Below are 22,512 nucleotides of genomic sequence, written 5' to 3'. Positions count from 1 at the left end.
GATCGGTCGGTAAATCAAGAGGCTAGATTCAACCTGTGGAGAAGAGCCGGCGCCGCGGCCGTCCGGGGCATGATCAGGACGCGGTGCTGGCCGCCGCCGTCCGCCTGTTCAACACCCGCGGTTACGACGCCACCAGCATGTTCGACGTGGCCGAGTCGCTGGGCATCACCAAGTCGACGCTCTACCACCACGTCAGCGGCAAGGAGCAGTTGCTCACGATGGCCGTCGACCGGGCGCTGGACGGCCTGTTCGAGGCGGCCGAGGCGGCCGTGCGGGACGAGGGCGCGGCGACCGTACGCCTGAAGGACCTGATCCGGCGCAGCGTGCTGGTCCTGGCCGACCGCCTGGAGTTCGTCACCCTGTTGTTGCGGGTCCGGGGCAACACGGCGGCCGAGCAGCACGCCCTGGCCCGCCGCCGGGAGTTCGACCGGATCGTCACCGACCTGGTGAAACAGGCGCAGGCCGAGGGTGGGGTGCGGGCCGACGTGGACCCGGCGACCGCGGCCCGCCTGCTGTTCGGCATGGTGAACTCGCTGATCGAGTGGTACAGGCCGGACCGGGGCGCTCCGGAGTCCATCGCCGGCACCGTCGCCGACCTGGCCTTCGACGGCCTGCGGCACCGCTGACGCCACTCGAGAAAGCCGTGCTTGACACCATTTGCCAACAACAGCGTCGCGCTGTGTCACCCATCTGTCTTCACTTCCAGGTGCCGCTGCCTATCGTGGCCGCTGAGAGACACCGGCCGATATGGACCGGTCGAGGCCGCGCCGGTCGACGTCATCGCGCGGCCATTTTCGCCACCTCGGAAAAGAGGACCCACCATGCCGCGTCTCGGACACGGGCAACCCATCACCGACGAGGACATCGACCAGGCGAAGACCGAACTCGCCGCATTCGCCGCCCGGTCGCCATTGGCGTTCGCGCTGGCGCCGCCGGTCAGCACTCAACCGTTCGACCTGCTCTTCCCGATGTTGCAGGAGGACGAGGCGAACCTGCTGCCACAGTCGCCCAGCACGAACGCCCAGCTGAAGCGGCTCGGCGCGACGATGCTGGACGACACCGCGGAGGAGAACCGGGACGACAACAGCCCGATCCCGGCCGCCTACACCTATCTCGGCCAGTTCATCGACCACGACATCACCCTGGAGATCGAGGACGAGAAACGCGGTCTGGGTTCGGCCAGGATGGAGGTGCTCCTCGATGACGGCATGCTGCCGCTCACCCTCGAGGAGATGCACCGGGTGCTGCGCAACCAGCGTTCGGCCACCCTGGACCTGGACAGTCTGTACAGCCCGCCGCAGCAGTTCGACCCGGACGACTCCGACAAGCTGCGGGTCGGCAAGGTGCACAACATCCCGTTGCAGAACCCGCCGAACCCGAACCCGCCGCCGACCGCCCGGCCCAAGGGCAAGGGCGACGACAACGACGTGCACCGGGAGGGGCGCAACCCCACGGACAAGACGCACGACCGGGCGGCCCTGATCGGCGACCCGCGCAACGACGAGAACACCATCATCTCGCAGCTGCACGTGGCGTTCCTCAAGGCGCACAACGTGCTCGTCGACCAGGGTCTGTCCTATGGCGAGGCCCGTCGCACGCTGCGCCAGCACTACCAGTACATCGTGATCGAGGACTTTCTCAAGAGGGTCGCCGACAAGGAGATCGTGCAGGGCATCCTCACCCACGGCAACCGGTGGTACAACCCGTACGCCGCACCGTTCTACATGCCGCTGGAGTTCGCGGTGGCCGCCTACCGGTTCGGGCACTCGATGGTCCGGGGCGTCTACAACTTCAACTCCAACTTCCGCGTCGACACCCAGCCGCCGGGCAGCCTGGACCTGTTGTTCGTCTTCACGGCGCTGAGCGGGCAGCTCGGTGAGGAGATCCGGCTCGGCCCGGCGGAGACGCTGCCGGAGAACTGGATCATCGAGTGGGAGAACATCATCGGCTCCGGCGACCAGGTGATGAAGACCCGCAAGATCGACACCAAGCTGGCGGCGTTCGGCCTGAACCGTGGCGGCGGCGCCCTGTTCAACCTGAAGAACATCGACGGCACACCGCAGGTGCCGGCCGACGCCAGCCGGCTCGCGGTCCGCAACCTGCTGCGCGGTTACCGGCTGCGGCTGCCCACCGGCCAGGCGATCGCCCACCTGATCGGGGTGGAGGAGCTGACCAAGGACCAGATCCGGGCCGCGGCGGGCAGTGACGCCCAGCGGGCGGTGCTGGACGACAGCGAGTTCCTGACCCGTACCCCGCTCTGGTACTACGTCCTGGCCGAGGCGAAGGCCCTGCACGACGGCGCCCACCTGGGCCCGGTCGGCAGCACCATCGTCGCCGAGGTGCTGATCGGTCTCGCGCTGCGCAGCGACGACTCGTACCTGCGGACGCCCGGCTGGCGGCCCACCCTGCCGTCGCGGAAACCCGGCCACTTCGAGCTGGCCGACCTGCTGCGCCTGGCCGGGGTGCTGCCGGGCGGCGAGCAGCCGCGCACCTACAAGGTGCGGCCGGGCGACAGCCTCGCGAGGATCGCGCGGGAGCAGTTGGGCAACGAGGCCCGCTGGCCGGAGATCTTCGTGCTGAACCGGGCGACGATCCAGAACCCGGACCGGATCTTCCCGGGGCAGGTGCTGTTCCTGCCGCCGGCTCAGCCGACCGGCCCGATCCCGAAGCTCTACACGGTCCGGCCCGGCGACTCGCTGTCGAAGATCGCCCGCGAGAAGCTCGGCAACGAGAACCGGTGGCGCGACATCTGGAACCTCAACCGCGACATCGTGCCGGACCCGGACCGGATCTTCCCGGGCCAGGTGCTGGTCCTGCCCAACAGCTAGAACGGCGGCCACCGGCACCGGGCAGCATCAGGCACGTGCTGCCCGGTCCGGCCGCCGACGGCGTGCTCCGCGCCGGATTTGCCGACGACCGCGGGGCACGCCGCCGGCAACGGGCCACTCACCCATTTTCGAAGACCATTTCCGGTACGCCGTCACGCCGGCCGTCGCAGCTCTTCGGCCAGCTCGGTCAGCTCGGCGCCGCCGGCCATCTCGGCGGTCAGCCGGTCGAGGCTGACCGACCCGCGCCGCGCGTCCAGCACCATGGCGCCCAGCTTCAGCACCACGAAGTGATCCCCCACCAGGTACGCGTGGTGCGGGTTGTGGGTGATGAAGACGACGCCGATGCCCTGGTCCCGGGCCGCCGCCACATACCGCAGCACCACCCCGGACTGCCGCACGCCGAGCGCCGCGGTCGGCTCGTCCAGGATCAGCACCCGCGCACCGAAGTAGACGGCGCGCGCGATCGCCACGCACTGCCGCTGCCCGCCGGAGAGGGTGCCGATCGGCTGATCGATGTCGGCCACGGTGATGCCCATCTTGCGCAGTTCCTCGTCGGCGATCCGGCGCATGTCCCGGATCCGCAGCCCGGCGAGCGGGAACCGGCCGCCGGTCAGCTCGGAGCCGAGGAAGAAGTTGCGCCACACCTCCATCAGCGGGACCACGGCCAGGTCCTGGTAGACGGTGGCGATGCCGAGGTCGAGGGCCTGCCGCGGGGAGGTGAAGACGGTCTCCCGGCCGTCGACGCGCATCGTGCCGGAGGTGTGCGGATGCAACCCCGACATGATCTTGATGAGGGTGGACTTGCCGGCGCCGTTGTCGCCGAGCACGCAGGTCACCTCGCCGGCGTTGACCCGCAGGTCGATGTCGCGCAGGGCACGGATCGGACCGTAGGACTTCCCGATCCCGGTCATCTCGATCATGCGCGCGCCTCCCTCGTGGCCAGCCTGCGGACGTAGAGGTTGACCAGGACGGCGAGCAGCAGCATCACGCCGAGGAAGGCCCGGAACCAGTTCGGGTCCCAGCCCGCGTAGACGATGCCGAGGCTGGTCATGCCGAAGATGAACGCCCCGATCGCCACCCCGAGCGCGTTGCCGAACCCGCCGGTCAGCAGGGTGCCGCCGACCACCGCCGCGATGATGTAGAGGAACTCGTTGCCGACCCCGCCGCCGGCCTGCAACGTGTTGAACCGGTAGAGGTTGTGCATCCCGACGAACCAGCCGAGAAACGACACGGCGAGAAAAAGCCCGATTTTGGTACGGACGACAGGCACCCCGACCGCACGGGCGCTGTCGGCGGCCCCACCGACCGCGTAGATCCAGTTCCCGCCGCGGGTGCGCCGCAGAATCCAGGTCGCGACCGCCACGAAGAGGATCCACCACACCACCGTGCCCCAGACCACGACCGGCCCGATCGCGAAACTGGACGCGAAGATCGCGCCGAGCGAGCCGAACCCGTCGATCCGGCTGACATCGGTGCTGGACACCGAGCCGGTGACGAGCTTGGTGACGCCCAGGTTCGCGCCCTGCAACACGAAGAAGGTGCCGAGCGTGATCAGGAAGCTGGGGATCCCGGTGCGCATCACCAGGTAGCCGTTGAGGAAACCGACGGCGAGGCAGAACAACAGCGACAGGATCGCGCCGACCCACAGGTTGATCCCGAAATACCAGCAGAACATCGAGTTGACCAGCCCGGCCGAGGTCACGATGACCCCGGCGGACAGGTCGAACTCGCCGCCGATCATCAACATCCCGACGGCCACCGCGACGATCCCGATCGTCGACGACTGGTACAGCACCGTGACGAACGCGTCCGCCGACCGGAACGCCGGGGCCACCGCCAGGAAGAAGACGAAGATGACCGCGGCCGCCACCAGCGCGCCCACCTCGGGGCGCACCGCCCGCCTCACCGGGTGTTCTTCTGGGTGTACGGCAGGATGGTGTCGATGTTGGACTTGTCCACGAACGACGGCCCGGTCAGCACGGGCCGCCCGCCGCCGATGTCGTTGCCGTTCTTCAGGTAGAGGTAGAGCGAGGTGACCGCCAGGTAGCCCTGCACGTAGGGCTGCTGGTCGATGGCGAACTCGATCTTCCCGTCCTTGATCAGCTGAGCGGTCTCCTGGTTCAGATCGAAGGTGACCAGCTTCGCCGTACCCCCGGCTTTGATGGCGTCGAGCGCGATCGGCGCGCCCAGGGTGACCACGTAGTCGATGGTCTTGTCCTGCGCCAGCTTGGCCTGCAACGTCGACGTGACGGCCGCGTCGTCGGCCCCGTTGACCTGGATGTTCTCGGTCCCGGGGACGGCGCTCTTGACGCCCGCGCAGCGCGCCTCGAGGGCCACCGACCCGGTCTGGTGGATGACGCAGAGCGGGTGCTTCGCGCCGGCCGCGGCGATCCGTTCGCCCAGGCTGGTGCCGGCGACCGTCTCGTCGGAGCCGAAGTACATCAGCGCGCCGAGCTCCTTGTACTGGTCGATGCCCGCGTTCAGGCCGACGACCGGGATGCCGGCCGCGGTCGCCGCCTTCACCGATCCGGCCAGCGCGTCCGGCGTGACCAGGGTGGTGGCGATGCCCTGCACCTTCGCGTCGACCGCCTGCTGGATCAGCACCGCCTGCCGGCCGGCGTCCGGATCGTTGGAGTACTTGAGGTCGACCTTCTGGTCGGCGGCCGCCTGCTGGGCGCCCGAGCGCACCTTGTCCCAGAACGTGTCGCCCGGCGTCTCGTGGGTGATGAACGCGATCGTGTAACCGGTCGCGGCATCCTCCCCGGGCTCCTCCCGGCCACCGCCGCTGCACGCGCCGAGCAGGAGTATCGCCGCGGCACCGGCGGCGAGGACACGTCTGGTCATATGAGGCCTCCGAAAGATGTCAGATGATCGTGGGCGCGCCGCGCGAGCGGCGACGGGACGTCGACGGCCACGACGAACAGGTCGGCGCCGAGGGCGGTGAGGGCGGCCAGCAGGGTCGGGATCTCCGGCACGCCGGCCGGTGGGGTGACGCTCACGCCCATCGCGACGGCCTGGCCGTAGGTGAGGTCCTCGGCGTCGGCGCGGGCCGCGAGCGCCGGGTCGACCTGCCGCAGATGGACGTAGCCGACGCGGTCCGGGTACCGGGCGATCAGTTCGAGCACGTCGGCCCGGCGGTAGGTGAGGTGGCCGGTGTCCAGGCAGAGCGACACGTAGCGTGGGTCGGTGCCGTCCAGCAGGCGGCGGACCTGGTGCTCGTTGGCGACCTGGTAGTCGGCGTGCGGCTGGAAGCGCAGGGTGAGCCCGTACTCGTCGGCGAGGACCCGGCCGAGCAGGCCGGTGTTGGCCAGCAGCGACCGCCACTGGCCCTCGCCGAGTTCGGCGGCCTCCAGGTAGCCGCCGGTGCGGTCGTCGCGGTAGCCCGGTGACGGCACGAAGACCACGTCGGAGGCGCCCAGGGCACGGGTCAGTTCGGCCACCCGGCGGGTTTCGGCGAGCACCGCCGCGAAGTCGCCGTGCGGGCCGCCGGCGCCGGTCACCGTTCCGGCGCAGACGTGCAGGTCACGGGCGGCCAGCTCGTCGAGGAGCAGGCCGGGGTCGGGCGGCAGGTAGCCGTACGGGCCGAGTTCCAGCCAGTGGTATCCGGCGGCGGCCAGTTCGTCGAGGAGCCGGCGCCACGGGATCCGCGTGTCCGGCCCGCTGCCGAGCCGCAGCACGCCGGTCATCGCGCGGTCGGGAAGTGCAGGGACGCCTCGGAGAACGCGCTGGTGGCGGGCCATCGCTGGGTGACGACCTTGGCCCTGGTGCAGAAGTCGACGCCGTCCGGGCCGTAGATGTGACTCTGCCCGAACAGGGAGTCCTTCCAGCCGCCGAACGAGTAGTAGGCCATCGGCACCGGGATCGGCACGTTGACGCCGATCATGCCGACGTGGACGCCCCGCTGGAACCGGCGGGCGGCCTCGCCGCTGTTGGTGAAGACGGCGGTGCCATTGCCGTACGGATTGCTGTTGATCATGGAAATGGCCTGGTCCACGTCGGCGGACCGGACCACCGACAGCACCGGGCCGAAGATCTCCTGGGTGTACACGTCCATCGCCGGGGTCACCCGGTCGATCACCGTGGGACCGACGAAGAAGCCGTCCTCGTACCCCGGGATCTTGAGGCCCCGGCCGTCGGCCGCGACCGTCGCGCCCTGCCGCTCCCCCACCGTGATCAGGTTTTCGATCCGCTCCTTGGCGGCGGCCGTGATGACCGGCCCCATCTCGCTGGCCGGATCCCGGCCCGGGCCCACCTTGACGTCGGCGGCCCGGGCCGCGACGAGATCGACCAGGCGGTCGGCGTCGCCGACCAGCACCGCCGCGGAGATCGCCATGCAGCGCTCGCCGGCCGACCCGAAAGCCGACGCCACCAGGTGTTCGGCGGCGAAGTCGAGGTCGGCGTCCGGCAGGACGACGGCGTGGTTCTTGGCGCCGCCGAGCGCCTGCACCCGCTTGCCGGTGGCCGACGCACGCTGGTGGATGTAGCGGGCGATCGGGGTGGATCCGACGAACGAGACGGCGGCGATGCCGGGATGGTCGAGGATGGCGTCGACCGCGACCCTGTCGCCGTGCACCACGTTGAAGACGCCGTCCGGAAGGCCGGCACGCTGCCACAATCGCGCCACGAACCCGGCCGACGACGGGTCGCGCTCGCTCGGCTTCAGGACGAACGTGTTGCCGCAGGCGATGGCGATCGGATGCATCCACATCGGCACCATGGCCGGGAAGTTAAACGGGGTGATCCCGGCGACCACGCCGAGCGGCTCACGGAAGCTGAACACGTCGACGCCGGCCGACGCCTGGTCGGAGTAGGCGCCCTTGAGCAGCTGCGGGATGCCGCAGGCGAACTCGATCACCTCGAGGCCGCGCTGCACCTCGCCGGCCGCGTCGGAGAGCACCTTGCCGTGCTCGTCCGAGACGATTTCGGCGATCTCCCGGCTGTGCGCGTTGACCAGCTCCCGGAAGGCGAACAGGACTTGGGTGCGCCGGCTGAGCGAGGCCTGGCTCCACTCGGCGAACGCCACGGTCGCCGCGTGCACGGCGGCGTCCACGTCGGCCGGCTCGCCGAGCAGGACGCTGTGCTGCTGCCGGCCGGTGGCCGGCTGGAAGACCGGCGCGCTGCGGGTGGAGACGCCGCCGGTCGCGGCGCCGTCGATCCAGTGTTCGATGGTGGCCATCTCTACAGACCTCCCGGTCGCAGGTGGTGACGCTGATCGCGTTTGCCGGCGAGATATTCGGTACGGGCGTGCCGGGTGCTGTGCAGGGTCGCCACCTCGGCGACCGGCACCTCCCACCACGACTCGGCCGACGGCGCCGACGGTTCCGGGTCGGTCTCGATGTGCAGCACGGTCAGCCGGTCCGCCTCACGGGCCTGTTTGAGGCCCTCGACCAGGTCGGCGATGGTGCGGCAGCGGATCACCGAGGCGCCCAGGCTCTCCGCGTTGGCGGCCAGGTCGACCGGCAGGCGGGCGCCGTCGTAGTCGCCGCTGCGCGGGTTGCGGTAGCGGTAGGAGGTGCCGAACCGCTGCGAGCCGACCTGCTCGGAGAGGCCGCCGATGGACGCGAACCCGTGGTTCTGCACCAGGATGATGATCAGTTTGAGGTGCTCGGCGACGGCGGTGGCGATCTCCTGCGCCATCATCAGGTAGGAGCCGTCGCCGACCAGCGTATACACCTCACGGCCCGGCTCGGCCAGCTTGATCCCGAGTGCCCCGGCGATCTCGAAGCCCATGCAGGAGTAGCCGTACTCGACGTGGTACTGCTTCGGGTCCCGGGACCGCCAGAGCCGTTGCAGGTCGCCGGGAAGGCTGCCGGCCGCCTGCACCACGACGTCGCGTGCTCCGCACGCCTCGTTCACCACCCCGATCACCTCGGCCTGGGTGGGCAGGTCGCCCTGCGTTCCCCGGCCCCGGTACGCGTGATCGACGGCCGCCTGCCACGCCGCCACGTCGTCGCGGAAGTCCCCGGTGAAGCGCCGACCGTGCAACGCCGGCAGCAGCGCGCTGAGCCCCGCCCGGGCATCGCCGACCAGCGGCAGCGCGGACAGTTTACCGGCGTCGAAACCGGTCACGTTGAGGTTCACGAACCGCACGTCGGGATGCTGGAACGCGCTGCGCGACGCGGTGGTGAAGTCGCTGTAGCGGGTGCCGACGCCGATCACCACGTCGGCGTTGCGGGCCAGCCGGTTGGCCACCGGGTTGCCGGTCGCCCCGATCCCGCCGACCGCGTTCGGATGGTCCCAGTTGAGCGCGCCCTTGCCGGCCTGGGTGTCGGCCACCGGGATGCCGGTCTCCCGGGCGAACCGGTCCAGCGCGGCCGACGCCTCCGCGTAGATCACCCCGCCGCCGGCGACGATCAGCGGCCGGTGCGCGCCGCGGATGGTGGCCGCCGCCCGTTCCACGGCCAGCGGATCGGGGGCCTGCCGGGGCACGTGCCACACGCGCTTCGTGAACAGCTCGTCCGGGTAGTCGTACGCCTCGGTCTGCACGTCCTGGGGAAGGCAGAGGGTGACCGCGCCGGTCTCGGCCGGGTCCGTCAGCACCCGCATCGCCGAGAGCAGCGCCTGCGGCAGCTGCTCGGGCCGCCAGATCCGGTCGAAGAACCGCGACAGCGGCCGGAAGGCGTCGTTGACCGACACGTCCCCGGCGGCCGGCACCTCCAGCTCCTGCAACACCGGCACGGCGGCCCGGGAGGCGAAGACGTCCGACGGCAGCAGCAGCACCGGCAGCCGGTTGACGGTGGCCAGGGCCGCGCCGGTCAGCATGTTGGTGGAGCCGGGCCCGATCGACGCGGTGCACGCCATCGTCGACAGGCGGTTGCGCATCCGGGCGTAGCCGACCGCGGTGTGCACCATCGCCTGCTCGTTGCGGGCCAGCCGGTACGGCATGTCCGGCGCGCCGGTGCGCTGGGCCTGCAACAGCGCCTGCCCGATCCCGGCGACGTTGCCGTGCCCGAAGATGCCGAGGAAGCCGGCGACCGTCCGCTGCTCGACGCCGTCCCGCTCGGTCCACTGGTTCGCCAGGAAGCGCACGACGGCCTGCCCGACGGTGAGCCGCTGTTTCACGAGCGCCTCTTCCTCTTCGCTCGGACCGAGATCACGACCGCCTCTTCTCTCTGATCGAGGTCAGGGGCAGCCGGGTGTCCACCGGCTCGGCCACCCAGCGCCCGCGCACCCAGCCGTGCGCCGGATCGTCCCGGACCAGCCAGCGGCGTTCGCCGGGGCCGGCCATCACGTTGAGGTAGTAGAGGTCGTAGCCGGGGGCGGCCATCGACGGGCCGTGCCAGCCGTACGGGATCAGCACCACGTCGCCGCTGCGCACCTCGGCGCACACGTCGATCGGGCGGTCCGGGTGGCCGTACACCCGCTGGTAGCCGCAGCCGTGCCCGCCGGCCGGGGACGCCGCCACCTCGAAGTAGTAGATCTCCTCGAGCGACGACTCGCACTCGCTCTGCTCGTCGTGCTTGTGCGGCGGGTACGACGACCAGTTGCCGCCCGGGGTGAGCACCTCGCAGGCGATCAGCCGGTCCGTCTCGAACGACTCCGGGGTGCACAGGTTGTTGACCTGCCGGCTCGCCTGTCCCGCCCCGCGCAGCTCGACCGGCACGTCCTCGGCGGCGCCGTACCGGAACGGCAGGGTGCGCCCGGCCCGCGCGGCCGGCAGCGCGAACCGCCCGCCGTTGGGCGCCCGCAGCGTCACGACCGTGTCCCTCGGCAGGTAGGCGAAGTCGGTGACGCGGGAGAACACCGACCGTCGCCCGGTCAGGGTGAGCCGCTCGTCGTCGCAGGCCACGTCGCAGCCGCCGGCCAGCGGCACGACCAGCATCTCGTCGTCGCCGGTGGCGAACCGGGCCCGGCCGCCGACCGGCAGGTGCACCACCCGCAGTCCGGAGTACTCCCAGCCGGCGATCTCCGGGGTGATGTAGACGTCGAACGGCCGCTCCGCGGAACTGCCCCGCGGGACCAGTGGGTTCACCCGAGCGTTGTCAGCCATGCGCACCCCTCCCGCCGGCGATGCTCCAGCGGCGGGTGACCGGTCGGCAACGCTGCGTTGGACCTGGTTCCGATGTAATTACGCTCGTGCGGCCGCGTCAATACTCCAAGGGGCACGAGCCGTCCGGCCCGTGCCCCTCAAGGAGTAATCGTTTTCAGACAGCTCGCCACATGCGGTAGAACGGCGTACCGTCCGGCAGGTAGATCTCGAACGGCGTCATCGGCGTGTAGCCGTGCCGCCGGTAGAGCCGCACGTTGTTCTCGTTGGTCGCCTCCAGGTAGGCGGGCAACCCCTCGGCCACCAGCTTCTCGTGGGTGTGCCGCATCAGCGCCCCGCCGAGACCCCGGCTCTGCTCCGACGGGCGGACCGCCAGGAACGCCAGGTGCCAGTGCTCCTCGTGCGGGTGGTTCTTGTCGAACACCTCGTCCAGGGCGTCGAACCGCTCCAGGTACTCACCGGCCAGCTCCCGGAGGCGCTCGGCGTACCGCGGGGGCTCCGGCAGCTCGTTGGCGCGGTCGAACCAGACGGCGGTGGCCGCCAGCCCGCCGTCCTCGTGGTCGATCACGTCCACCCGGCCGTAGGCGTGGGCGTGCTCGGTGTAGAGGGTGAAGAAGTCGGCCATCACCCGCTCCCGGTCGGCCAGCGACGGCACCAGGTAGGCGTTGGCGGCCAGATCGTTGAACGAGTGCGAGACGAGCGCGCCGACGGCGGGGATCTCGTCCGGGCGGGCGGATCGGATGACGGTCATCGGGTCTCCTCGTTCAGGGCGGCGGCGAACCCGCCGGAGTTGGCGGCGCTGCGGGCGCCCAGGCCGATGCCGGCGTAGATCTGCGGCCGGGCGGCGCGCAGGTAGAGGGCCCACAGGACGCCGGCCACGAAGAGCACCGCGAAGGACAGCGGCACCACCAGCGCCGGGGTGCTGCCGGGCTCGACGCCGAGCAGCGTGGCGATGTTGTCGATCGCCAGGTACGACACGACCAGCAGCAGTACCGCGCCGATCACCGGGGCGATCACCCGGTGCAGGAGGTCCTCGCCCTCCGGGTGGCGGGCGAAGAAGCCGATCACCGCGAAGGCGGTGAGGGTGACCAGCAGCAGCACGCCGAGGCCGCCGCCGGTGCCGCCCCAGAAGAAGAGCTGCACGAGCGGGTCCCAGCCCATCACGGCGTAGACCACGATGACCGCCAGGCCGACCGCCGACTGGGCCAGCGAGCCGTTCTTCGGCGCGCCGGTGCCGGGCACGGTCTTGCCGAAGACGCGCGGCAGCACGCCCTCGCGGCCGAGCGAGAACATGTACCGCGAGATGATGTTGTGGAACGAGATCATCGCCGCGATCAGCGAGGTCAGGAACAGCGCGTGGCCCAGGTGCAGGGCGGTGTCGCCGAGCGGGCCGGCGGCCAGGTTGAAGAACAGCTCCGGCCCCTCGGCGGTGGCCCGGTCGACGACCTTGTCGGCGCCGGCCGCGGAGATCATCGCCCAGGAGGCGAAGGCGTAGAGCACGGCGATCAGCGCGATCGCGATGTAGGTGGCCCGGGAGACGGTACGCCGCGGGTCGCGCGACTCCTCGCTGAACACCACCGACTGCTCGAAGCCGACGAAGCCGGTGATCGCCATGACCAGCAGTGCGCCGGCGCCCGCGCCGGTCAGCGTGGACGGGTCGAGCGGGGCGCTCGAGGCGGCGAAGCCGTCGGTGGTGATCTCGGCGACCGCGAACACCACGGTCAGCAGGATCTCGGCGACCAGCAGGGTGGCCAGCACCCGGCCGTTGACGGCCACGTCGCGTACGCCGAGGACGGCGACCAGCGCCCAGGCGGCCAGGCCGAGCACCCACCACGGGGCGTTGACGCCGAACCAGTCGGCGAACAGGGGCTCGGCGATCGCGCCGAAACCACCGTACGAGGCGACCTGGAACATGTTGTAGGCGAGCAGCGCCACCCAGGAGGCGCCGACGCCGAGCGGGCGGCCGAGGCCCTGCGAGACGTACGCGTAGAAGGCGCCGGCGTTGGAGATGTGCCGGGCCATCGCCACGTAGCCGACCGAGAAGATCGCCAGGACCACGGCGACCGCCAGGAAGGCGACGGCGATGCCGGTCAGGCCGGTGACCGCGAGGCCGGTGGGAACGACGCCGGCCACGACGGTGAGCGGGGCGGCCGCCGACATGACGAAGAAGACGACCGCGGCGACGCCGAGGCGGTCGCGGGCCAGCGTATCGGAGACGCGACTTTCCGCGGGTTTTGTGCCGGATATTGACACGAGGGGCTCCACAAGTGAGGGGGGTTTGGAGTTAGGCACGACGGGCCATGACGGCGTCTCCCACCGCCGCCTCGGCCTGCGACACGAGTTGTTGCAACATCGCCGGGAAGAGCCTGCGGAACTGCTCGAACAGCGCCGCCCTGTCCCGGGCGTCGAGGGTGGCCAGCACGTGCTGGTCCAGGCCGGTGGCCAGGATCAGGCCGGCCAACAGCAGGTCGGCCACGTCCAGGTGCTCGTCCCGGGTGACCTTGGTACGGATGCGGGTGGCCGGCCAGCCCGCGGTCATCGAGTCGGCCGGCACGAAGGAGACCTTGGTACCGCCGAGCAGTCCGCGTTTCTCCACCCGTTTGATCAGGGCGGCCCGGGCCAGGCGGCGCTCGACCAGGTCGGTGGCGATGCCGGTGGAGAGGTAGGCGAGCCAGTTGCGTACGCCGTGCTGGCCGGCCTCCCGCAGGATCTGCTCGAGCACCGCGGTGCTGGCGGCGTCCCCGGTCGGCCGGTCGTCGATGATGACGAGCTCGGTCTCCACGAGGTCGATCCGCCGCCACAACATCAGCTCGCCGAGCAGGGCCGCGCCGAGACCGAGACCGAGGGTGGCCGGTGACAGCAGGGACTTGCCGCGAATCGTGTCGTGAGCGGTGAGGTAGAGATCATCCGCGGGGGGTAGCTGCGGCGGCGACGCCACTCCCGGTTCTCCTTCCGACGCGTTTGGGGAGGGTGCCCGCTCATGAGAGAGAAGGTGACCTTCACGAAAGCAATTACGTAGCGCTCCCCGCTGCGCGACGCTGGAAGCCTGCCAGCTCTCGTCGATCAACGCAACTTCCATAAGGGACAAAACGCGAGTCCACTTAGGGCCGAGTTGATCACACCTTCTGTCAGGCAATTCAGTTAACGATCGAGAAACCTCGGACCATTTGTGAACGACGTCTATATCGATGAATCTTCAAACGTCAATCGATACGTTAGGTAACTAGTTGCGGGATCAAATAAGTCGGCGTAGCGTTGTCGAAAAGGTTGAAGCTTCAACGGAGGTCATCGTGCGGATGCCCGCTCTCTTCCTCAGCCACGGCGCCCCGCCACTGGTCGACGACCCCACCTGGGTGGCGCAGCTGCGCGACGTCGCCGCCGGCCTCCCGAAGCCGAAGGCGATCCTGATGGCCTCGGCACATTGGGAGTCCGCGCCGCTCATGCTGGGCGCCACCGAGACCGTCCCGTTGGTGTATGACTTCGGCGGATTCGCGCCGCACTACTACCAGGTTCGGTATCCTGCCCCCGGCGCGCCCGACCTCGCCGACAAGGTCGCCGCGCTGATGCCGGACACCGAGACCGTCGCCCGCACCGACCGCGGCCTCGATCACGGTGCGTATGTTCCTCTTACCGTCATGTATCCGGACGCCGACATCCCGGTGCTCCAAATGTCGCTGCCCACCCTCGAACCGGACCGCCTGCTCGACATCGGCCGCCGGCTGGCCCCGCTGCGCGACGAGGGCGTGCTCATCGTCGGTTCCGGCTTCACCACCCACGGGCTGCCGTTCCTGCGCGACTGGCGCCCCGGGGCGTCCGCACCCGGCTGGTCCCGGGAATTCGACGCCTGGGCCGCCGAGACCCTGGCCCGCGGCGCCGTCGACGAACTCGCCGACTTCCGCGACCGTGCCCCCGGCATGCCCTACGCCCACCCGACCATCGAGCACTTCGCCCCGATGTTCCTCACCCTGGGCGCGTCCGGGGATCCGTCACAGGCGCCCGAGCAACCGATCGACGGATTCTGGATGGGACTGGCGAAGAGATCCTTCCAGGTCGCCTGATCCCCTCGTTTCTCAGCGTGCTTGCAGGATCTTTCGAGATCCTATGAGCATGCTTGAGGTCTCCGCGCTCGGGTGGACCGTCACCATCGGTGTCATCGTCGCCCTGCTCGCCCTCGATTTGATCCTCGGGGTGCTTCGTCCACATGTCGTCGGCTTCCGTGAGGCCGCCGCCTGGTCAATCTTCTACATCGCCGCCGCGATCGCGTTCGGTGTCGTCTTCGGAAGCATCGCCGGCTGGGATTACGGCACCCAGTACTTCGCCGGGTACATCGTCGAGAAAAGCCTGTCCGTCGACAACCTCTTCGTCTTCGTGATCATCATTTCGACGTTCGCGGTACCCGACCGCTACCAGCAGAAGGTGCTCACCTTCGGGATCATCATCGCGCTGATCCTCCGGGTGATCTTCATCGCGCTGGGCGCCGCCCTGCTCAGCATGTTCTCGTTCATGTTTTTGATCTTCGGCCTGATCCTGCTCTACACCGCCGTCCAGCTCTTCCGCCACCGCGACGAGGATCCCAGCATCGAGGACAACGCCCTGGTCCGCGCCGGGCGCCGCTTCCTCCCGGTCACCGACCACTACGTCGAAGGCAAGATGATCACCCGCATCGACGGGAAGCGGATGGTCACCCCCCTCTTCCTGGTCCTGCTGGCCATCGGCGGCACCGACCTGCTGTTCGCCCTGGACTCCATCCCCGCGGTCTTCGGCGTCACCGAGGAGGCGTACATCGTCTTCGTCGCCAACGCCTTCGCCCTGCTCGGGCTGCGCGCGCTGTACTTCCTGGTGAAGGGCCTACTGGACCGCCTGGTCTACCTGTCGACCGGCCTGTCGCTGATCCTCGCCTTCATCGGCGTCAAGCTGATCCTGCACTGGGCCCACGAGTCCATCAGCGAGTCGGTCCCCGAGGTGAGCACCGTCGCCTCGCTGGCCGTCATCATCGGCATCCTGATCGTCACCACGATCGCCAGCCTGATCAAATCCCGTCGCGACCCGTCCCTCAAGGCCCACGCCGGAAGCCTGCGCGCCCACCCGGCCCCCGACCAGCATCACGCCGGGCATTAGCCGTCTCCTTCTCCGGCCAGGTGGGGGGTCGCCCTCAGCGACCCCCCTTTCCGGTACGCGCTCCGCGCCCAACCACAACGCCCCGCCCCCGCCACCGCCGCGCCTCACAGCGCCCCGCTCGCCTCCTCACCCGCGCAGCGCACCCTCGACCCACACCCCGGCCAAGCCGCGCAAACGCCCGTTCACCGACGCGCCACGCCTAGCCCGCCGGACACCGTCCACCAGCACCCGACCTCACCCGCGCAACATGCCCGCACGGCCGACACCGCCCCACCAGCACCCAGCCCCGCCCCCGCCCCGCCGCCATCCGCTCCCCCGCGTAGATCAGCACCGTCCTCACCAGCGCAACACGCCCGCACGGCCAACACCGCCCCACCAGCACCCAGCCTCGCCCACGCAACACCCCCACACGGCCGACACCCGCTCCACCGCGTAGATCAGCACCCGCTTCACCTGCGCAGCGTCCCGGCCCGACCGACACCCGGCTCGCCAGACCCTCAGCCCATGGCAATAGGTCACCCTTGGCTTGGTCCGTGGCCACCCGCCCAGCCTTCGACGTGCGAAGCTCTCCGGCAATCGATCAGCGGTCGTCGTCGGCGTCCTCTACCGCCGGAGATTCGTCCGGCATCTGTGATCCGCGCGGCCGAGGAGCCTGACGCTGCGTGCCGCGCGACCTCGAAGCCGAACCGCCTGTGGCCGGCGGTGTCCGGACCGCCCGCGGCGCCCGGACCGCAGACTCCGGATCGGCTGCCCCGTTCCCCGAGGGCGGCTCGGCCGCGGAACTTGGTTCAGCGGCTCCGGTGCCACCGCCGCTCGTGGAGGTCGTCGGGCGTGGCGACGATCGACGAGGCGGCGGCTTGGCCGCGGTCGTGTCAGCCGCGGATCCGCTGGATCCGGCCACCGACCGTTTCTGTGGAGTCCGCTTCCGCGGGGCGGGCCGTGGCGCCACCGCCGGGGTAGCACCGTTCTCCGCCACCGGCTCCGAGGAGGCAGCCGGCTCCACGCGCAGTTCTTCCACCTCGGCGGACTCCGCCCGCGCCTCCGACCCGGCGGCCGGCTCCACTCGCGGCTCCCCGGCGTCGGGCTGATCCGTCGAGGTCGTTGCCCCGGAGGGATCGTCGGCGGAATCGCCCCCCACCTCGCGTTCGTCCACCGACTCACCCTGGCGGGCCGGCCCGTCGTCCAGCGACTGTCCACCGTCGGTTTCGTCGATGGTTGACGCGGCCGCGCGTACCCCGTCTGTGGGGGTTTCGTCCGCGGCCTGCTCACCGTCGCGCGGGGCGTCAGGGGTCCGGGCGGCTGGTTCGCCGGTGCGCAGCTCGTGGGCGGTGGGGGCGGCCGGAACGGTCTCACCGGGAGGCAGGGGTGGCTGTCCGGTGCCGATCACCGCGTACACCTCGGGGTGGTTTTGACGCAGTTTGCGACCCCAGACGATGCCGCCGATCAAGGCGGCCAGGAACAGCAGCGTCGGTGACCAGATCTTGAGGATGTTGTCGCTGTCCAGGAGTTCGCTGAAGAAGGCGATGCTGAGCAGCAGCACGATCGACAGGAACACCGCCGCGATCCACGGCGCCACCGCCCGGCGCCAGGTGGTCTCGCCGTGCGGGTTGCGGCGGAAATAGCGGACCACCGCGATCGAGGCGATGGTCATCAGGATGAGCACGCCGAGACCGCCGGAGACGGTACCGAAGAGGAACAGGTCGATCGTCGGGTTCCAGACTCCCACCGCGAAGATCAGCAGGGCGGCGAGAGCCAGGACGGATTGCGCGAGCGAGGCGCCGACCGGCACCCCGTCACGGGTACGCGCGAGGCCGCTCGGCAGGACACCCTCCCGAGCGACGGTCAGGCCGTAGCGGGCGACCGTGTGGTGGAAGGCGAGCATCGCGGCGAACAGGCTGGTGGCGAAGAAGATCCGGCCGAGGTCGACCAGCACCGTCGGCAGGTAGGGTTCGGGCAGGAAGAAGAACAGGTCGTTGAGGTGCGCGCCGGCGACCGCGACGATCTGGTCGGGTCCGGCGGCGACCGACATGGCCCAGGCCGTGCCGCCGTAGAGCACCGCCGCGACCAGCAGGGTCAGGCCGATGGCGCGGGCGACGGTGCGGCGTGGGTCGCGGGCCTCCGCCGCGTACACCAGCGGGGCTTCGAACCCGACCATGCCGGCGATCGCCGCGACCAGCAGCGACACCCCGCCGGCGCTGGCGATCAGGACGGGGTTGAGGGTGTCGAAGGTGACCGTGCCACCGGCCGGATTGCCGATCATCGCCGCGTCGAAGATCAGGACGACCAGCACCTCGGCGCAGACGAGAACGGTGAGGATCCGCGCGTTGAGGTCGATGTCGAGGCGCCCGAGAGCGGCGATCACGGCCCAGCCGAGCAGCGCCCAGACGATCCACGAGATCTCCAGCCCGAAGATCGCGAACGCGTTGTGCGCCGCCACGCCGAACGCGCCGTAGAGACCGATCTGCATCGCGTTGTAGGCGAGCAGCGCCACGAAGGCGGTGCCCACGCCGGCCGGCCGGGAAAGACCGATCGACGCGTACGCGTAGAAGGCGCCGCTGTTGGGCACATGTCTCGCCATCGCGGCCAGCCCGACCGTGAAGATCCCCAGCACCGCGGCGACCAGCATGTACGCCACCGGAATGCCCTTCTCGCCGACCGAGCCGTAACCCAGCGGCAGGGCGCCGGCCACGACGGTGAGCGGTGTCATGGCGGAGACCGCGATGACGAAGATCGGCCACGTGCCGAGCTTGCGCTCCGGCTGGGACATGGCGCCTCCCGTGTCGAATCGATGGTGAATCGATGACCGCCCTCCATCATGTCCTCCACAACGGACGAGCGATATAGAAAAAATTCGATCTTGGTGTTGCGCTGGGGACTCGTGTTTCCGCTTCCGCGAGGTTGGGTAGATTGCCGTGATGCCCATCGGAGCGCAACCCCGGGGCCGTCGCGGAACGGTCGAGGAGCCGTACAGTCCTCTCAACCTGAGGCTGGTGCTGGCTTCGTTCGGTCTGGTGGTGTGCACCGTCCTGTCCGTGCTGCTCTTCCGCGCGGGCTGGACGATTCCGGGCTGGCTGCTGGCCGCCTGGGCGGTGTTCGCGGCCGGCGACATCGTCGTGATCCAGTTGCGCCGTCGAGCACGTGCGCGCGCTGAGGGTGGCCGCAAGCACTCGCTTTTCGAGTGACTTCCGCCTGAACCCGATCGAGTCGGGTCATCCGGTCGAGTTTTCCTCAGGCGAGACCCGCGTCGTGCACCAGCAGAGCCACCTGCACACGGTTGTTGAGGTCGAGCTTGGTGAGCACTCGTGAGACGTGCGCCTTCACCGTGGCCACCGACATGTACAGCGCGGCGGAGATCTCGGCGTTGGAGCGGCCCTGAGCGATCGCCATCGCCACCTCCCGTTCGCGTGTGCTCAGCCGGTCCAGCATCTCCGCGGCACGACCGCGCTCGGGTGGCACACCGGCCGCGACGTGCGCGATCAGCTGCCGGGTGACGCTTGGAGACAGGGTCGCCTCCCCTTGGGCGACCCGCAACACCGCCTCCCGGATCTGCCCGGGCGGGGTGTCCTTGAGCAGGAAGCCGCTCGCTCCGGCCCGCAGCGCCCGCAACACGAACTCGTCGGCGTCGAAGGTGGTCAGCACCAGCACCTCCGGAGCGCTGGGCTGCCGGCGCAGCGCCTCGGTGGCGGCCAGGCCGTCGACGCCTGGCATGCGGATGTCCATCAGCACGACGTCGGGCCGGTGCCGGGCGACGGCGGCCGGAACCTCCGCGCCGTCCGCGGCCTGGCCCACCACGGCGACCTCCTCGTCCCCGGAGAGGATCATCGTCAGGCCGGCCCGGACCAGCGGGTCGTCGTCGACGATGAGCACCCGCACCGCGCTCATGCCGGCCACGGCAGCCACGCGGTGAGCATGAAGTGGTCGCCGTCCCGGCCGTGGGTGAGCCGCCCACCGGCGAGACGGGCACGCTCGCCGAGACCGATCAGGCCCACTCCGGTCCCGGGGATGGGTTCGGCTGGGACGGTGACCGGCATCGGGTTGCGGATTCCGATGGTCATGCCGTCGCCGGCTTCGCCGCCGACCACGACGTGCACGCTGGCTCCGGGGGCATGCTTACGCACGTTCGTGAGACCTTCCTGGATGATCCGGTACGCGTCCCGCCCGGCCGCCACCGGAACGGTCTCGGGGTCGATCGTCATCTCCAGCCGCACCCGGTTGCCCGCGGCCCGGGACTCGTCAGCCAGTGCGGGCAGCGCGCTGAGGGTGGGTTGTGGCCGCTCCGGGGCCTGGTGCTCGTCGGACTGGCCGGCCCGTAGCACACCGATCACCGTCCGCAGATCCTGCAACGCCTGATGCGCGTTGGCGCGGACCACGGCGGCGGCCGCGGCGATCTCCTCCGGTGGCGCGCCGGGCCGGAACTCGAGCGCCCCCGCGTGCAGGCTGAGCAGGGAGATCCGGTGCGCCAGGACATCATGCATCTCGCGGGCGATCCGGGTGCGTTCCAGCACTCGTGCCTGGCTGACGCGCAGCTGCTGTTCGGCTTCGGCCCGTTCGGCCCGCTCCCGCCAGGTGAGCATCAGCAGGCGGCGTGACCGGACGAGCATTCCCCACAGCGCCGCTATCGTCGCCATCGCCACACCCCAGCCGAACGTCTCCCAGTGGGTGACGCCGAGCTCGGGCCGCATCAGGGCGAATACCGCGTTCCCCACCACGGTGAGGCCCATGTAGGCGGCCAGAATCCCGAACCGGCGATGCACCGCGACGGTGAATGCCATGATCAGCTGGGTCATCCAGCTGGCGACGGAGACGAACGACAACAGGCCGACGAGGATCGCCAACGGCATCAGGAATCTGCGCCGCCACCACAGGCCGAACGCGACGACGGCGCTGACCACACCGTCCGTCATCGACGACCAGGTCGACATGCCCAGCCACTCGACCGCCTCCGAAGGATCGGGGCCGAGCAGGTCGTTGGTGATCAGGGCGGCGAAACCGAACGCGAGAACGAAGCAGTGCACGTCGACGATCCAGTCGCGCGTGGAACGACGGGCGGGCAGCGGTCCGGACGGGTCCGCCGCCAGCGCCGACGGCCACAACCAGCGATACTCCGTCGGCGATCTCCCCACGTGGCCGACTCTACGGGCGGGCCGCCATCGGCCGATACCGACCAAAGTCGTAGTACCGATATCGACGAAGGTTCGCGGCTGTCGACCGCCGGCCGAAGCGACCGGCACCACCCGGCCCGCACGCTGAGTCGCATGATTACGGTCGAGAACCTCACCAAGGCCTACGGGGCGCAGCGCGCGGTCGACGATGTGTCGTTCATCTGCGAGCCGGGGACGGTGACCGGCTTCCTCGGGCCCAACGGCGCCGGCAAGTCCACCACGATGCGCATGATCTGCGGTCTCACGCCGCCGACCTCCGGCCGGGCCACCGTGGCAGGGGTGCCCTACCGGCGACTCGGCAACCCGGGACGTCACGTCGGCGTCCTGCTCGACGCCTCCGCCCAGCACGCCGGGCGGACCGGCCGGGAGGTGCTGGCGCTCGCCGCGCTCACCATGGGTCTGGACACCCATCGGGTGTCCGCCCGGCTGGAGCGGGTCGGGCTCGGCGGAGCAGCCGCGAAACGACGGATCCGGGCCTACTCCCTGGGCATGCGCCAGCGGCTCGGTCTCGCCTACGCCATGCTCGGCGACCCGGCGGTGCTGATCCTCGACGAGCCGGCCAACGGGCTGGACCCCGAGGGCATCCACTGGATGCGCGGGTTGCTGCGCGATTTCGCCGATCGGGGCGGCACGGTCCTGCTCTCCTCCCACCTGTTGCGGGAGGTGGAGGTGATCGCCGACCGCCTGGTGGTGATCGGTAACGGTCGCATCCTCGTCGAGGGCGACAAGGAGGACCTGCTCGGCGCCGCCGGAACACTCGTCCGGGCGTCGGATCCCGCCGCACTCGAGGCGCTGCTCCAGCGGATGGGGCTGACCGGCACCCGAACGGCGGACGGCAGCGTCCTGGTCCCGTCCGACCCGCAGACCATCGGTCCGGCCGCCGCGGCCGCCGGCGTGGTGCTGCTGGAACTGCGCCCGGCCGGCGCGGGCGGACTGGAGGAGATGTTCCTGCGGCTCACCGCGGGCACCGAGACCGGAGCGGCAACCCGATGAGCGGCTCCACGACCGCACCTCCGGCGGCCCCTCCCTTCGCCTCCACGGCCCCGGTCGCACGCCGGCCCGGGCGCTCGCACCCGCTCGATTCCACGCCCCGAGACGCTCCCCCGCTCTCGCACCCCATCCCGGCCGCCAGCTCCCTTGCCCAAGCCATCCCGGCCGACCCACTCGCCCACGCGGTGCCGGCCCACCCACTCGCCCACGCCACGTCAGCAGCCCACCGCTCCGCCCACGCCATGCCAGCCCACCCACTCGCCCACGCCACGTCAGCAGCCCACCGCTCCGCCCACGCCATGCCAGCCCACCCACTCGCCCACGCCACGTCAGCAGCCCACCGCTCCGCCCACGCCATGCCGGCCGCTGGCCCGCTTGTTCACGTCGTCCCGGACGCGGCTGTCGCGCCCGGGACCGCCCAGGCTCA

General features: G+C 70.3%; 19 protein-coding genes. 6 read left to right on the top strand and 13 right to left on the bottom strand.

Annotation, left to right across the window (positions count from 1 at the left end; genetic code table 11):
- The first annotated feature begins 35 nt into the window (after nucleotides 1-35).
- The gene (locus J5X75_RS33970) at nucleotides 36-626 is read left to right on the top strand and encodes a TetR/AcrR family transcriptional regulator (RefSeq protein WP_208471727.1); all 591 of its coding nucleotides are present in this window, start codon (nucleotides 36-38) and stop codon (nucleotides 624-626) included.
- A gap of 195 nt (nucleotides 627-821) precedes the next feature.
- On the top strand, nucleotides 822-2,828 hold the full coding sequence (locus J5X75_RS33965) for a LysM peptidoglycan-binding domain-containing protein (protein ID WP_208471726.1): 2,007 nt from the start codon (nucleotides 822-824) through the stop codon (nucleotides 2,826-2,828).
- A gap of 152 nt (nucleotides 2,829-2,980) precedes the next feature.
- Here the strand turns inward: J5X75_RS33965 and J5X75_RS33960 are convergent, their stop codons facing one another.
- The 10 genes from J5X75_RS33960 to J5X75_RS33915 form a co-directional block, all read right to left on the bottom strand.
- Nucleotides 2,981-3,748: an ATP-binding cassette domain-containing protein gene (locus J5X75_RS33960; protein ID WP_208471725.1), complete on the bottom strand. Its 768-nt coding sequence runs from the start codon at nucleotides 3,746-3,748 to the stop codon at nucleotides 2,981-2,983.
- Nucleotides 3,745-4,734: an ABC transporter permease gene (locus J5X75_RS33955; protein ID WP_208471724.1), complete on the bottom strand. Its 990-nt coding sequence runs from the start codon at nucleotides 4,732-4,734 to the stop codon at nucleotides 3,745-3,747. Before J5X75_RS33955 ends, J5X75_RS33960 begins: the two co-directional genes overlap by 4 nt.
- Nucleotides 4,731-5,672, bottom strand: coding sequence for a sugar ABC transporter substrate-binding protein (locus J5X75_RS33950; protein WP_208471723.1), 942 nt, complete (start codon nucleotides 5,670-5,672; stop codon nucleotides 4,731-4,733). The genes J5X75_RS33955 and J5X75_RS33950 overlap by 4 nt, the downstream gene beginning before the upstream one ends.
- A complete protein-coding gene (locus tag J5X75_RS33945; protein WP_208471722.1) occupies nucleotides 5,669-6,514 on the bottom strand; it encodes a TIM barrel protein in 846 nt (281 codons plus the stop codon). The genes J5X75_RS33950 and J5X75_RS33945 overlap by 4 nt, the downstream gene beginning before the upstream one ends.
- Nucleotides 6,511-8,004 carry a CoA-acylating methylmalonate-semialdehyde dehydrogenase gene (locus J5X75_RS33940; protein ID WP_208471721.1) on the bottom strand — a complete coding sequence of 498 codons (1,494 nt, stop codon included), beginning with the start codon at nucleotides 8,002-8,004 and terminating at the stop codon, nucleotides 6,511-6,513. Before J5X75_RS33940 ends, J5X75_RS33945 begins: the two co-directional genes overlap by 4 nt.
- 2 nt (nucleotides 8,005-8,006) lie before the next feature.
- Nucleotides 8,007-9,890: a 3D-(3,5/4)-trihydroxycyclohexane-1,2-dione acylhydrolase (decyclizing) gene (gene iolD / locus J5X75_RS33935; protein ID WP_208471720.1), complete on the bottom strand. Its 1,884-nt coding sequence runs from the start codon at nucleotides 9,888-9,890 to the stop codon at nucleotides 8,007-8,009.
- Nucleotides 9,891-9,921: 31 nt separating this feature from the next.
- Nucleotides 9,922-10,818: a 5-deoxy-glucuronate isomerase gene (gene iolB, locus J5X75_RS33930; protein WP_208471719.1), complete on the bottom strand. Its 897-nt coding sequence runs from the start codon at nucleotides 10,816-10,818 to the stop codon at nucleotides 9,922-9,924.
- Between the two features lie 154 nt (nucleotides 10,819-10,972).
- The gene (locus tag J5X75_RS33925; RefSeq protein WP_208471718.1) at nucleotides 10,973-11,566 is read right to left on the bottom strand and encodes a GNAT family N-acetyltransferase; all 594 of its coding nucleotides are present in this window, start codon (nucleotides 11,564-11,566) and stop codon (nucleotides 10,973-10,975) included.
- Nucleotides 11,563-13,068 carry an APC family permease gene (locus J5X75_RS33920; protein WP_208471717.1) on the bottom strand — a complete coding sequence of 502 codons (1,506 nt, stop codon included), beginning with the start codon at nucleotides 13,066-13,068 and terminating at the stop codon, nucleotides 11,563-11,565. The genes J5X75_RS33925 and J5X75_RS33920 overlap by 4 nt, the downstream gene beginning before the upstream one ends.
- Before the next feature lie 31 nt (nucleotides 13,069-13,099).
- Nucleotides 13,100-13,753 carry a GOLPH3/VPS74 family protein gene (locus J5X75_RS33915; RefSeq protein ID WP_208471716.1) on the bottom strand — a complete coding sequence of 218 codons (654 nt, stop codon included), beginning with the start codon at nucleotides 13,751-13,753 and terminating at the stop codon, nucleotides 13,100-13,102.
- Nucleotides 13,754-14,111: 358 nt separating this feature from the next.
- Here J5X75_RS33915 and J5X75_RS33910 point away from each other — a divergent pair, with 358 nt between their 5' ends.
- Complete coding sequence (locus J5X75_RS33910) at nucleotides 14,112-14,873, top strand: dioxygenase family protein (protein ID WP_208471800.1); 762 nt, start codon at nucleotides 14,112-14,114, stop codon at nucleotides 14,871-14,873.
- Nucleotides 14,874-14,922: 49 nt separating this feature from the next.
- Complete coding sequence (locus J5X75_RS33905) at nucleotides 14,923-15,933, top strand: TerC family protein (protein ID WP_208471715.1); 1,011 nt, start codon at nucleotides 14,923-14,925, stop codon at nucleotides 15,931-15,933.
- A gap of 580 nt (nucleotides 15,934-16,513) precedes the next feature.
- Here J5X75_RS33905 and J5X75_RS33900 read toward each other — a convergent pair.
- Nucleotides 16,514-18,700 (bottom strand): APC family permease, encoded by a 2,187-nt coding sequence (locus J5X75_RS33900; protein WP_208471714.1) that lies wholly within the window; start codon nucleotides 18,698-18,700, stop codon nucleotides 16,514-16,516.
- A gap of 148 nt (nucleotides 18,701-18,848) precedes the next feature.
- Here J5X75_RS33900 and J5X75_RS33895 point away from each other — a divergent pair, with 148 nt between their 5' ends.
- Nucleotides 18,849-19,115 (top strand): hypothetical protein, encoded by a 267-nt coding sequence (locus J5X75_RS33895; protein ID WP_208471713.1) that lies wholly within the window; start codon nucleotides 18,849-18,851, stop codon nucleotides 19,113-19,115.
- A gap of 46 nt (nucleotides 19,116-19,161) precedes the next feature.
- Here the strand turns inward: J5X75_RS33895 and J5X75_RS33890 are convergent, their stop codons facing one another.
- A complete protein-coding gene (locus J5X75_RS33890) occupies nucleotides 19,162-19,815 on the bottom strand; it encodes a response regulator (protein ID WP_208471799.1) in 654 nt (217 codons plus the stop codon).
- Nucleotides 19,812-21,056, bottom strand: a complete 1,245-nt coding sequence (locus J5X75_RS33885) for a sensor histidine kinase (RefSeq protein ID WP_208471712.1) — start codon at nucleotides 21,054-21,056, stop codon at nucleotides 19,812-19,814. Before J5X75_RS33885 ends, J5X75_RS33890 begins: the two co-directional genes overlap by 4 nt.
- Nucleotides 21,057-21,188: 132 nt before the next feature.
- Between J5X75_RS33885 and J5X75_RS33880 the strand changes: the two genes are divergently transcribed.
- Nucleotides 21,189-22,088, top strand: a complete 900-nt coding sequence (locus J5X75_RS33880; RefSeq protein WP_208471711.1) for an ABC transporter ATP-binding protein — start codon at nucleotides 21,189-21,191, stop codon at nucleotides 22,086-22,088.
- Nucleotides 22,089-22,512 lie beyond the last annotated feature (424 nt).

Origin of the sequence: Actinoplanes flavus (assembly GCF_017592555.1) — a bacterium.
In the GTDB taxonomy this organism is placed as follows: domain Bacteria; phylum Actinomycetota; class Actinomycetes; order Mycobacteriales; family Micromonosporaceae; genus Actinoplanes; species Actinoplanes flavus.
This window is presented reverse-complemented; position numbering and strand designations above follow the sequence as displayed.